10 protein-coding genes and 2 pseudogenes are annotated in these 12726 nt (G+C 61.4%); 10 read left to right on the plus strand and 2 right to left on the minus strand.

Going from position 1 to position 12726, the window contains the following annotated elements; all coding sequences use genetic code 11:
- Positions 1-204: 204 nt before the first annotated feature.
- Positions 205-1197, minus strand: a complete 993-nt coding sequence (locus tag ACRB8A_RS19365; protein WP_432246182.1) for a LacI family DNA-binding transcriptional regulator — start codon at positions 1195-1197, stop codon at positions 205-207.
- 121 nt (positions 1198-1318) lie between these two features.
- Here ACRB8A_RS19365 and ACRB8A_RS19370 point away from each other — a divergent pair, with 121 nt between their 5' ends.
- The 5 genes from ACRB8A_RS19370 to ACRB8A_RS19390 all read left to right on the plus strand — a co-directional run bounded on the left by ACRB8A_RS19370 (position 1319) and on the right by ACRB8A_RS19390 (position 7801).
- Positions 1319-2692 (plus strand): MFS transporter, encoded by a 1374-nt coding sequence (locus ACRB8A_RS19370; RefSeq protein ID WP_432246183.1) that lies wholly within the window; start codon positions 1319-1321, stop codon positions 2690-2692.
- Between the two features lie 58 nt (positions 2693-2750).
- Positions 2751-3653 (plus strand): alpha/beta hydrolase fold domain-containing protein, encoded by a 903-nt coding sequence (locus ACRB8A_RS19375; protein ID WP_432246184.1) that lies wholly within the window; start codon positions 2751-2753, stop codon positions 3651-3653.
- A 95-nt stretch (positions 3654-3748) separates the two neighbouring features.
- Positions 3749-6217, plus strand: a complete 2469-nt coding sequence (locus tag ACRB8A_RS19380; protein WP_432246185.1) for a glycoside hydrolase family 2 TIM barrel-domain containing protein — start codon at positions 3749-3751, stop codon at positions 6215-6217.
- Entirely contained in the window at positions 6214-6891 is a 678-nt protein-coding gene (locus tag ACRB8A_RS19385; RefSeq protein ID WP_432246186.1) for a GDSL-type esterase/lipase family protein, read from the plus strand. The genes ACRB8A_RS19380 and ACRB8A_RS19385 overlap by 4 nt, the downstream gene beginning before the upstream one ends.
- A 70-nt stretch (positions 6892-6961) precedes the next feature.
- Positions 6962-7801, plus strand: coding sequence for an SDR family oxidoreductase (locus ACRB8A_RS19390; protein ID WP_432246187.1), 840 nt, complete (start codon positions 6962-6964; stop codon positions 7799-7801).
- 203 nt (positions 7802-8004) lie between these two features.
- Here ACRB8A_RS19390 and ACRB8A_RS19395 read toward each other — a convergent pair whose 3' ends face one another.
- Positions 8005-8241, minus strand: coding sequence for a hypothetical protein (locus ACRB8A_RS19395; protein ID WP_432246188.1), 237 nt, complete (start codon positions 8239-8241; stop codon positions 8005-8007).
- Between the two features lie 514 nt (positions 8242-8755).
- Here ACRB8A_RS19395 and ACRB8A_RS19400 point away from each other — a divergent pair.
- The 5 genes and pseudogenes from ACRB8A_RS19400 to ACRB8A_RS19420 all read left to right on the plus strand — a co-directional run.
- Positions 8756-9358 (plus strand): annotated as a pseudogene (locus ACRB8A_RS19400) (ATP/GTP-binding protein); the annotation flags it as partial.
- Positions 9355-11121, plus strand: a pseudogene (locus ACRB8A_RS19405) (type IV secretory system conjugative DNA transfer family protein). The pseudogenes ACRB8A_RS19400 and ACRB8A_RS19405, both read left to right, overlap by 4 nt.
- Before the next feature lie 148 nt (positions 11122-11269).
- Positions 11270-11785, plus strand: a complete 516-nt coding sequence (locus tag ACRB8A_RS19410) for a DUF4913 domain-containing protein (protein WP_432246217.1) — start codon at positions 11270-11272, stop codon at positions 11783-11785.
- Positions 11786-12298, plus strand: a complete 513-nt coding sequence (locus tag ACRB8A_RS19415; RefSeq protein WP_432246189.1) for a GNAT family N-acetyltransferase — start codon at positions 11786-11788, stop codon at positions 12296-12298. It abuts the gene before it with no gap.
- A gap of 21 nt (positions 12299-12319) precedes the next feature.
- Positions 12320-12607, plus strand: coding sequence for a hypothetical protein (locus tag ACRB8A_RS19420; protein ID WP_432246190.1), 288 nt, complete (start codon positions 12320-12322; stop codon positions 12605-12607).
- Positions 12608-12726 lie beyond the last annotated feature (119 nt).

Below are 12726 nucleotides of genomic sequence, written 5' to 3' on the forward strand. Positions count from 1 at the left end.
CTTAGGGCGTCTTGCTATTCGCATGATACAGATCGGAAAGGTTTTCTGTGATGGTTCTGGCCCAGGGAAGTCCGGGGGGAGGATAGTCGGCGAGCGGGCGTGGCGTCACTGGACCACTTGAACAGCGCCTCAACTGCGCTCCGCGATTCCTATGGAGCGGCCCTCGCGGCCTAGGACCGACTGCAGTGCTGAATTTCTTTCAATTCAGGCTGACTCTCGTTCAACGATTTCCACGCGCGGGGGCTCTTGCGGTCGGGTGCGCGGCGGTGACGGGAGTTGGAGGGAGTCGAGGAGTAAGTCAGCAAATGCAGCCGCGGTTTCGACGGGATCCCACGCAACACTCGTAAGCGGCGGTGCCGACCAGGCTGACAAGGGGATGGCGTCGTATCCGATTACGGCAAGGTCATCGGGGCAACGGAGTCCGGCCTGCCGCATGGCGTGAATCATCATAAAAGCGATCCGATCGTTGTAGCAACACAGCGCTGTCACTCCCTCAGTGCGAAGTCTCTGTAGAGCTGACGCAGCCGCGGCGCCCTCCGCATCGATGCGGACACCAACGGGGGCGGCCATGCCAAGGTCGGCACTCGCCACGACGACCGTATCGTGTCGGTGCAGGTCTGAAACCGTCATCACGGGCTCGCTTACTCCTACGTAGCCAACGCGCTGATGTCCTCTCTCGTACAGGTAGCCGACCTGTGCATAGGTCCCGGCGTCCAGGTGATTCGGTGGCAGGTGGAGAGACTCCAGGCTTGGACTGTCGTAGAGGTACCGCCCATCGACCCAAGCGGGCAATGATCCGTACAGTGGGAAGACCCCAGCTGGGCGGAGATCACGCACGAGAGTTCCTAGGGCGTCGTGGTCGTCGGACTCGAACCACACGACCAGGGAGAACCCGCGCTGGCCGAGCTCGGTGGTCAAGGCGCCGAGCAGCATCAATGCGCCCTCGCCCAGTTGTGACGTCGGGATCACAGCAATGACGGTGTTGCTGGTTCCGGAAACCAGTGCACGAGCGGCGCGGTTGGGGCGGTATCCAAGATCCCTTACGGCCTTAAGAACAGCTTCGCGTGTGGCATCCGAGATCTTCTGATCGGTGACCCCGTTGAGCACGAAGCTCACCGTCGTCCGCGACACGTTCGCACGACGCGCTACGTCCCCGCTGGTCGTACGGCGGGATTCGGTCGATTTGGACTTGCTCATTATGTCATCGTAGGCGCACGCGACTCATGTCGTTCAACCTTGACAGCAGGCAGTCTCGGGCATAGTTTTGGTGCACTAACACGAGTTAGTGAGGAGACGACGAAGTCTGGAGCACTGCACATTGGATGATTCACTTCGCGCCGCATCGGCGAACGACATCATTGAACCACTCACGAGCGTTGTCACTCCCACATCGTCTCCGGCATCGGCGGGGGCCACCGGCGTAGCCGTTCCTGAATTTATGGACAGCGCACCGATGAAAGGAATGGGTCGGGGAGGCATCGCGCTCCTCGTCCTTGCATTCGCTGGCGTGTATACGGCGTTCGTGACCCCCCAGGCCTTCTCATTAGCGGTCCGCGTTTCACAGCTCGATCCCACGGGCCAGAACGCGGCCCTTGCAATTGCCATCGGTGTTCCATCGGTTTTCAGCTTGCTCACTAGCCCGATCGCGAACGTTCTCAGCGACCGCACTCGATCTCGTTTCGGTCGACGCCGGCCATGGCTCGCTTTGGGTGCGGTACTCGCCCTTGTCGGCTCAGCCGCAGCGGCCTTCGCGCCAACCGTGCCAATCCTCATTGCCGTTTGGACAATTGGTTTCGTTGGCTACGCGCTTTGTGCGGGCATGATTCTCGCTCACATGGGTGATCGACTGGCACCCGGACAACGCGGGCGGGTCTCGGGTATTACAGGCGCCGTGACGCAGGTCGCGCCGATCATCGGAATTACGCTTGCGGGAACCTTCAGCGCCTCTCCAATTGCAATGTTCCTCGTTCCCGCGACCATCGCGTTCGCGGCTACAGGGATCTTCGTCTTGGTGATGCGTGACGATATGCTGCAAGTGAAACCAGACCGTCTAGATCTCCGGACCTTCGCGCGGGGCTTCTACTTCGACCCTCGTCAACTTCCAGACCTCGGATGGGTCGTCACTAGCCGGGCCCTGCTGTTTACCGCCGTTGGGTTCCTCAGCGTCTACACCGTGTACTTCCTCATCGCGCGGTTCGGATTGGACGCGGCTGGCAGTGCCGCGCTGATCAGTCTCAGCGGCCTCATCGGGGTGGGAGCAGCGATCTTCGGTGCGCTTGTTTGTGGTTGGGCCTCGGACAAGCTGAAAGTCCGTAAGCCATTCCTTGTCGGGACCGCCCTCGTCCTCGCCGGCAGCCTCTTCCTGACCGCGTCAGCGACGTCAACGACGATGTTCATCGTTTCGGGAGTCCTGACGACGTTTGCAGTTGGCGCGTATGGCGCGGTCGATCAGGCCACGGCACTCGATGTGATCCCCCACGCCGAAGGCCAGAACGCGCGCTACCTAGGCCTTGTCGGGTTGAGTAATGGGATTCCGCAGGCGCTTGCGCCATTTGCGGCCGGCGCGGTCGTCGCGATGGCGGTCGGCGACTACGCCTCGGTGTACATAGTCGGTGGCATTGCCGCGGTGCTCGGTGCCGTTGCAATTCTGCCACTGAATCTCAAGCGGGCCGCCGCAATGAACGGCCGCTAGAGGACACCTGGAGTAGGAATTGGACATAAACCGCGTCGCCCCATGCTTTCGGGCGGGCTTGGCCGCCCAGCCCATCGCTGATTTGACCGACCCCGCGATTGTCGAGATGGTGTCGGCGATGTCGAACGATGCAACGTTCGGTCCATCCTGGATAGAGGACGACACGCCGGCGGTGTCCGTTCGGCAGGAACGACTCGACACCGCGACGGTGACGATATACACACCACGCGAGCGTACGCAGGGAGCCCTGCTCTGGTTGCACGGCGGCGGATTGTTTGGTGGCGCCCCGAAATGGGACGCTCCGCGCTGCCATCGGATAGCGACGGCTACCGGAGCCGTCGTGGTGTCAGTGGGTTACCGTCTGGCGCCACAGAACCCCTTTCCCGCAGCTCTCGACGATGCCCGTTGCGTGTGGACCTGGATGCTCTCACACGCGGTGGACCTGGGGATCTCCGAGCAGGCCATCGCTGTGGGCGGACAGAGCGCCGGCGGCGGTCTCGCGGCCGCATTAGTGCAACGTCTCGTCGACGAAGGAGAGTCGGTGGCAGCGCAATGGTTGTGGGTACCGATGCTCGATGACCGCACCGCAGAGAATACCGAACTCGATGACATCGACCATTTCGTTTGGAACAACCGATTCAATCGAATGGCATGGTCGAGCTATTTGGGAACCGGCGGGAGCATTACATCGATCACTGACTACGCGGTACCAGCGCGTAGGACCGATCTTTCAGGCCTACCGCCGGCCTTCATCATGACTACCGACATCGACCTGTTTTCGGCAGAGGATATGGATTATGCGCGTCGCCTTGAGGCCGCCGGAGTCGAGGTCACCCTGGACATCATCTCGGGGGCCCCGCATGGCTTTGACGACTTCGCCTCGAACGCTGAACCCGTGCGTGCGCTCGAAGCGCGTGCGGCCATCTGGCTGATCGATCGATTGTCGTCGTCGTCGTCGTAGAACCCTACCCATAGATGTCGTGCCGCTCAACGGCATGCGTTATGTCCATTAGCCGGGCGAGTGCGATTCGCCTCGGCAGCATAGAAGGAACGAAAATGACAGTGAGCTTATTCAACCGCGAGTGGCGAGTACGACCCAAGGTAAGCCCGTTCGCGCAGTTGAGACCAGATGGACAACAGGAGACGCCTGTCACCCTGCCGCATGACGTCGTGATCGGGCTTGAGCGGTCAGCGGATAAAGCAGATGGGCGCACGGGGTACTTCCCCGGTGGCGCATTCGAGTACCTCAAGACCTTTGATGCGCCGTCAGCGTGGCGGGACAAGCGGGTCACGATTGAGTTCGAAGGTGTCTATCGAGACGCGATGGTGTTCGTCAATGGCACTTTCGCAGCTCAGCAGCCGAACGGATACACGACGTTTCACGTGCCGTTGGATGCCTACTTGAACTACGGCGGATCTAACACCATCCGAGTCGATGTTCGGGCGCATGATGATTCCCGCTGGTACACGGGCGCCGGCATCCACCGTAATGTCAACCTCATCGTAAGCGAACTGGTGCACGTCGACCATGCCGGCCCGCGAATCAGCACACCAGACATCGACGAGGAACGTGCAGTCGTCGCTGTCGTCACACCTGTCATCAATGAGAGCACCCTGACCGAGACAGTACGCGTGCTGACCGAACTGATCGACGCGCGGGGCGACATCGTGGCCCTCGATTCGGCCCCCCTGACACTAAGGGCGGGATCAGCCGGCGTCGTGCGCCAACGTCTCTACGTGACAGAGCCCGCTCTCTGGGGCGTTGACCACCCCGAGCTCTATACCGCCCGAACGACCCTCACCGGTGATACAGGCGAGCTGGGGAGTACTGTCGTCCCAGTCGGAATACGATCGCTGCGGCTTGACCCGACGCACGGACTCAGGATTAACGGTGAGGTGATCAAGCTCCGGGGGGCGTGCATCCACCACGACAACGGCCCACTCGGCGCCGCTGCCATTGACCGTGCCGAGGAGCGTCGGATCCAACTCTTGAAAGAGGCCGGTTTCAACGCCATCCGGAGCGCCCACAACCAGATCAGTCCGGCCTTGCTCCGGGCCTGTGATCGCTTGGGCATGCTCGTCATGGACGAATTCTCGGACGTCTGGACCGACGCCAAGTCCGCCTTCGACTACTCCCTGACCTTCCCGGAGTGGTGGGCCCGCGACATCGCATCGATGATAGCGAAAGACTTCAACCACCCAAGCGTGATTTTCTACTCGATCGGCAACGAGATCTTCGAAACAGGCAACGCGTTGGGCGCGGAGTGGGGACGGACACTCGCTGAACACATTCGCGGTCTTGACGACACCCGCTACGTAACAAACGGCATCAACCCGTTTGTGTCCGTGATCTCAGATGTGATCAGCGCGATGAACTCGCAAAGCAGCTCTCCTAGTGAGGACGGTGGTGTCAACGCCCTGCTGAACGGAGGTGATTTCATGGCGAACATCGCTACCGATCCCGGAGTCACCAAACGGACCGAATCTTCGTTTTCGGTACTCGATGTCGCCGGCCTGAACTATGGTGATGCGCGCTACGAGGGCGATCGCACAGAATTTCCGAACCGTATCATCGTCGGTACCGAGACATTCGCGCCGCGCATCGCGAACAATTGGCGTCTGGTCCTGGACAATGCGCACGTGATCGGTGACTTTACCTGGACCGGCTGGGACTACCTCGGCGAAGTCGGCATCGGTGCCACCCAATACGCGGATACGCCGCGGGAGTTCGAGGCGCCGTACCCCTGGCTCTCGGCACGCAGTGGAGACATCGATATCACAGGCCTACGCCGACCCATCTCCTTTTATAGGGAGACAGTCTTCGGATTGACCTCCGATCCCTACATCGCCGTTCTGCGACCGCAGAATCACGGGCGGGAAATTATTCCAGGGATGTGGGCCTGGAGCGATTCAATATCGAGCTGGAGTTGGGACGTCGCTCATGGGGCCCCCGTTTCTGTTGAGGTCTACAGCGACGGTGACGAAGTCGAATTATCGATCAACGGGCGACCGCTCGGTCGAACCGCTCCCGGAAAGAACCTTCCCTTCGTCGCAGAATTCGAGGCTGTGTACGAGCCGGGTGAATTGCAAGCGATATCCTACCGCGATGGCGTGGAGATAGGGCGTACCTCTCTCATTTCCTCGCACGGCCCGGTGGAGGTCGTGGTGACACCGGACCGAGCCAATCTGCGAGCCGACGATACGGATCTCAGCTTTCTCACAATTGAATTGCGCGACGCAGGCGGCAACCTGGCAAGCGCAACCGATGCCCTCGTGCGTGTCTCGATCGACGGACCAGGCGAATTGCAAGCGCTGGGCAGCGCAAGGCCTGACACGGAAGAGCAATTCATTTCCGGAGAGCACAGTACCTTCGACGGACGAGCTCTTGCTGTTGTTCGGCCCACGGGGTTGGAGGGGCCGATCAAGGTCACAGTGGCTGTCGATGGGTTCTCGGCGGTGACGGTTGAACTTCAGGTAGATAGCGACTCGGCCGTACCGAATCCTGCTGAGGCCGGTACGCGGTGAGCAGCCAGGACCCACTGCGCGGAAACAGTACCGACGGTGGTGGCCGCTCTCGTTTCGCTCTGAAGACCACCAGACTGGTCGCTCCGGTTATGGCGAAGTTCCTTGACAAGCCGCAGCGTCACCGGAGGCTTCAATTCGAGGCGCTCGGCGTGTCACCGCACCGGGTGGTTTTCCTTGGCGACAGCATCAGCGAGTTCGGCCTCTGGGATGAATGGTTTCCGAACGTACCTGTCCTCAACCGGGGTATCGGTGGTGAGACGAGTGCGCAGGTACTCGACAGGATCAGCACAGCTATCCACGAACCTGTTGCAGTCATCCTCCTCATAGGTACGAACGATCTGGCTCTTGGCGTGCCTGAAGCAGACGTACTCAACAACATCCACTTAATCCTCGACGAGATTGAGAAGCGCGCTCCAGCCACGCCGGTCTGGGTGCAGAGTGTCATGCCGCGTACCGAGAAGCTGTTACCCGAACTGCGATCGTTGAACGCGGGAATTCAACGCATCGTCGACGACCTTTCCGACGGGGTCAGATATCTCGATTTGTGGCCAGTGTTAGCGACCGAGAAGGGCACCCTTCCGGAAGAATACTCGCTGGACCATCTTCATTTGAACGGAGCGGGCTACCAAGCCTGGACTTCGTTGCTGAGGGAGTCGATCCCGGTGCTCAGGTAGCAATCGGACCTTGTGAGGTTTCACCGCAGCACTCCAGGCGACTCGACTCGAGTGCTTTGATATACACAAATTGGAGAAAAACGTGGTCAGAACATATGTCGTTACGGGAGCATCGTCCGGGATCGGTCGTGCAACCAAGGAACTGCTCGAAGCTCGCGGCAATCGAGTGATTGGTGTCGACATTGCGGGGAGCGATATCAACATCGACCTCTCCACAGTCGATGGGCGGTCGGACTTGCCCGATCTTGTCGCTTCAGCAAGTGGAGGCCGAATCGACGCTGTGCTCGCCATAGCGGGAGTGTCGGCCGTGAGCTCACTCACCGTGAAAGTCAACTTCTTCGGCGCCCAAGCCACACTGGAGTTGCTGCGGCCGTTGCTCGCAGCGGCTGAGCATCCTCGCGCAGCATTGGTCGCCTCGTTCTCCACATTGCAGGAGGTCGACCCGCAGCTCGTCGCGTCGCTGCGAGCTGGTGACGAGAGCAAGTCGATCGCCCGGGCAGATGAACTCGCGCAGTCGGACGGTGGGCACCTCATCTATGCCTCTACTAAACGGGCGATCGCGGAGTGGATGCGAACGAGCGCCATCTCCGATGAGTGGGCCGGCGCCGGTATCCCCCTCAACGGGGTCGGTCCAGGGGTCATAGTGACGCCGATGACGGCGCCATATCTGGCGACACCTGAGGGCCGCGCGGCGCTCCTCGCAGGGGTTCCGATGCCGCTACACGGTCCGGCGGAGCCGGTCGCCGTCGCGCGTCTCCTCGCTTGGCTGACCGGCGAAGAGAACTCTCACGTAACCGGGCAGCTCATCTTCCTCGACGGAGGGGGCGACGTCGTCGTCCGCGGTGCGGAGGTGTTCGGTGGCGCCACGACCAAACAGATGCAGCTGACGAGCGACGGCGGCCGCAGCTAACAACAAACAACAGCTCGTTGTGCCCTTGGCGTCCAGGGGCACAACGAGCTGTTGTTGCTCCTGGCTTTCGTCTAAGCGGTCGAGACGCGGGAAACGGTGCCCGGCAGTATCTGGGCTTCGCTGAGATATATGCGTCACCCCCGAGGTTCACAACCTCGCCGACGAGGGTGAAAACACCCCGCCCCTCCGTGGCTAATTCAGCGTCAGGCAAAAACGCCAATCTGAAGTATTGCGGAACCTTGGTGGTCGCCTTCCAACTGGGCGTCGTCGGCGAACGCGTCAGGGGCATCCCTCGTATGGAACACAAGCCACGCCCACGCGCAGCCTACAAAAGCGCGCGTAGCGAGGATGCCGTCCAAAATGCTGGGTCCGGCCGCGAGCAGGAGCGGAGTCACGCTGGCCACGAGCGCGGCGACGAAACTTCCAACAGAGATGATCACGCCCTGAGTGAACGTGCGCAGCAGGGTCCGGAAGGACTTTGAGGCCAGACCTTCATGATGCCCTCGAAGGCGAAGGCTGCGCCGATGGCAGTGAACACGATGCTGATAACGTACGTGACCGCGTTCACTCCGAACACTGCCAAGGTCAGCGGCAGAGCACTTGGCAGACGGCGCCGAGGGTGAAGTGCCGGAACCGGACGGGCTTGTCGGCGATTCTCATGAACCACAAGTAGCCGAGCACCGAGAGGGGCAGAACTGGATGACCGATCAAAGCGGCGGTCTCGAGCGGGATGCCACCGAAGTGGACCAGGACGTAACTCCCGTGCTGACCCGTCGTGTTCGCCACCAAGTTGGTGAGGGTGTTGAAGCCGATGAGCGCGGAGAACGGTGCAGCGAACGGTCCACTAAGCAGCTCGCGGAATGCAGTGTGATCAGCACGGACTGTGGGGATCCCTCGGCAGCGCTCCGCCCGCGCCGCCTTCCAAATTCTCCGATTCTGGAATTGTCAACCGACGCGTGCTGGTCCTACGGGTTCGGTACCGTCAACGTTGCCAACGCCCTGGCCGACGCGGGCCTGGAGCCGCGCCGGAACTACTTCGTCGTCCTGGACGAACTTTGGCGGGCGCTGCGGGCCGGTAAAGGCATGGTGGACCGGGTGGACGCCCTGACCCGGCTTAACCGGTCTGTCGGTGTCGGGCAGATCATGATCTCCCACACCATGTCGGACCTGCTCGCCCTTCCGGCAGAGGAGGACCGGATGAAAGCCCGCGGCTTCGTTGAGCGCTCCGGCATGGTCATTTGCGGCGGACTGCCCGCCTCGGAAATGCCGCTGCTGACCTCGGCCATACCGCTCTCCCGGCAGGAACAGCAGAAGCTCATCTCCTGGGAGGACCCGCCCGCGTGGGACTCCCGCGGCGTGGACGTCGAACCCCCGGGCCGGGGAAAGTTCCTCATCAAAGTCGGCGGCCGCCCCGGGATCCCCGTCCAGGTCGGACTGACCACCCTGGAAAAGGGACCGGACGGGGTGAACGACACCGACGGCAAATGGCACGAAAAACCTGAACCTGTTCTCGACCCTCTTCCGCCGGCAGTACCCACCCAAGGAGGCACCTCATGAGCGCACCGAACCGCAAAGGCATGGGTCTCGGGGACGCGATCCTCGTCTGGCTGGCCGTCGGTGCGATCGTCGTGTTCGGCGGCGGCACTTACGCTTCCCTGCACCTGGGGTCCTGGCTGGCCGGTGCGGAGGCGCCGCCGGCGCACCCAGTGGACCTGGTCGCCGGCCTCATCAAAGGAAAAGTGGTCTGGCCCCTCCAGGCCACCATCGTCGCAGCCGTCATGGCCGGGCTGATCCTCGCCCTGGCCGGTGGTGCTGCTGGCCTGGCGGAAAGGCGCGTCCAAGCGCGCCCGTGTCGATAAAGCCGCCCGCTACCTCGGGAAGGGCAAAGCCCTCACCGCGTTCTCGGAAAGGTGCCCAGGCCACCGCTGACCGCCTCGGCGTTACCGGCACACCGGGCATTGTCGTGGGCCGGGTCGTCTCCACCGGGCAGAAATTCATCCAGTCCTGGGAAGACCTGTCCCTGGACATCTGGGGACCCCGGACCGGTAAGTCCACCTCGAGGGTGATGCCGGCGATCCTGGACGCACCAGGTGCGGTGGTCTCGACCTCGAACAAGCGCGACGTCGTGGACGGCATCCGCGGCGTCCGGGAAGTAGTTGCGCCGGTGTGGGTGTTCGATCCGCAGAAGATCGCCCAGGAAGAACCCCACTGGTGGTGGAACCCGCTCTCCTACGTCACCGACGAAGAGAAGGCCTACAAACTCACCCAGCACTTCTCCACCGGATCCCGCGTCCCCGGCTCCAAACCAGATGCGTACTTCGACCCGAAAGCCGAGGACATCCTCTCCTCGTACTTCCTCGCCGCCGCGCTCGGGGAGCTGCCCATCACCCAGGTCTATCTATGGGTGACGGAGCAGGTCAGCCAGGAACCCATCGAAATCCTCCGCGAACACGACTACGAACTCCAGTACAAGGGCCTGGAGTCAACGCTCAAGCTGGCTGATAAGCAGCGGGACGGTATCTTCGGCACGGCCGAGAAAATGATCCAGTGCCTCAAATCCCGGAACACACTCCGCTGGGTCGCCCCCACCGGTGGTGCGATGGTGGCCACCGATACTCGCCGGCAGTTCAACCCGCACGCCTTCGCCGCCTCCCAGGAAACGATCTACATCGTCTCCAAAGAAGGCGCCGGCTCCGCAGCACCACTGACCACCGCCCTGACCGTCGCCATCGCCGAAGCCATGGAGGAACGCGCCGAACGCAACGGCGGCCGCCTCCCCAAACCGGCAGTGTTCGCCCTGGATGAGCTGGCCAACGTCGTCCGCTGGGCCGGATTGCCGGACCAGTTCAGCCACTACGGCTCCAAAGGCCTGATCGTCATGGGCAATCCTGCAGTCCTGGTCCCAGGGCGTCGAACTGTGGGGGGAGGCGAACATGCGGAAAATCTGGTCCGCTGCGAACGTGAAAGTCTACGGCGGCGGCGTCGCCGAAGAAAGCTTCCTCCGCGCCCTCTCAGACCTGGTCGGGGACTACAGCTACACCAACATCTCCATCAGCTCCGGGAAATCAGGTTCCTCCCGCTCCCGTCAGGAAAGCAAGGAACGGATCTTCGACGTCTCCAACCTCGCCGAACTGGACCGCGGCCGCGCCGTCGTCCTCGCCTCCGGCGCCCCCGCCACCCTGGTCCGCACCATGCCCTGGTACACCGGCAACCACAAAGACGCCGTAGAAGCATCCATCAAGAAATACAGCCCCCGCCCCGAAGAACCAGCGGTCGCCGTCCACAGCGAGCCGGCACCCAACCCCTGGGTCTCAAAGTAAGGAAGTGGCCACATGACCAATAACATCGGGCTCTTCAACGAAACCCCCACTGCACCCCCCTGAGCCTCCTGCCCCTGCAGAAAAGCAAGGTGAAGAAAAGCCTCCTGAACTGGTCTAGGGCTCAGCCGAAGAATTTCTCCACGAACAACTGCTCCCCACCTACGTCCGCGACGTCGACGGCCGCGCAGCAAAATGGTGCATCGAATGGTACTTCCACCCCGACGCAGTCTCCCGCGTAGAAGCGCTGTGGCGGGCCTGGGAACACCTCAGACTCGACGGAGCAACAGGAATCAGTGTCTGGTTCAAAGACCACGCAGACCACCACATAACGCCCTCTTCGACCCACGCGGGCCCTTTTACAAATGCGACATGCAAAAACACCGAGACCCCGAACACCTCGAACCCAAAAAAGCCCCACAAGGTTGGTTCCCAGACCAGAGAAACTCGTCCCTCAGAACGTAACCGCCAACCGCTCGGCCCCTCATTAGTCGAAAGTGGCAAGCACACTAGTACGCCTATCCGATCAGTTGTGCGCCGGGAGACGAGGCGGCGGGTGAGGTCCCGCAGTTACCATGATCAAAGGAAAAGTTCCGATCTAATTTGGATTCGCGTTTCTGTTTCGGTTGAGTGGATGGGTTGGGGCTCGGTCTGCGAGGCTAGTTAAGTGCTGACATTCTCCCAAGCATCACCTGATGACGTTCCTGCGATCGTAAAGATGGTCAATCGAGCATATTCACCCGCTCGTGATGCTCCGGGGTGGGCCGGCGAACGATCCTTCCAACCCGGTGACCGGACCAGTACGTCTGAAGTAAGGGAGCTGGTCCTGTCGGCGGAATATGTACTCATCGCCGGTCGAGAAGACGGCCAAATCAAATCTTGTTGCTCGGTCACTTTACGCAGCGATGAGACCGCCTATCTGGGCTTGTTTGCGGTCGAGCCCGACCAGCAAAGTGCCGGAGTCGGTCGACTAACCATGGAATACGCCGAGGCATTTGTCCGGGCTCGTTTTGGGGCATCGCGACTGGAGATTGAGGTAATGGAGCATCATGTTCCGCTGCGGGCGTGGTATATGCGAATCGGTTATCAAGCCACAGGTGTTCGCACGGCGTTTCCTGGCAGCGTGGAACAGAAAGAAGCGTGGCTCATACACATGGCAAAAACTCTCCCGCAAGCCTGACCAGAGCCCGGCAGGAGATTCTTGCTGGTTAACGCCCTGCGGGGCACGGCCGCCGCGGTGAAGGACGTTCCTCGCTATTTCGCCAGTTGCCTGCATCCGCCGGCAGCGGCGGCATCTCCTGGGGCCCGTAGCCGGATTTTCTACGACACCCCCGTGGCGCGCGAAATCGGCGCGGAGTTCATCGATGGTGATTCACTGCACCCAGCGAAAAGTATCTCCAAGATAGCCGCCGGAACACCGCTGACGGACGAGAAACGCTGGCCCTTGCTGGCCGCCCCAGCTCCGAGTTCCAGATACTTCAACTTGTAGTAATCATCGGTGTTATTCGGGCCGGGCAGTCCAACGTCCGACCGCTGGCGAACAAGAGATCCTCCTGTGCGGGCCGGCCTCCCGGTTGACTCGTGGTTCTAATGGATGGGTACTTGACA

Origin of the sequence: Arthrobacter sp. G.S.26, from assembly GCF_050847375.1 — a bacterium.
Lineage (GTDB): Bacteria > Actinomycetota > Actinomycetes > Actinomycetales > Micrococcaceae > Arthrobacter.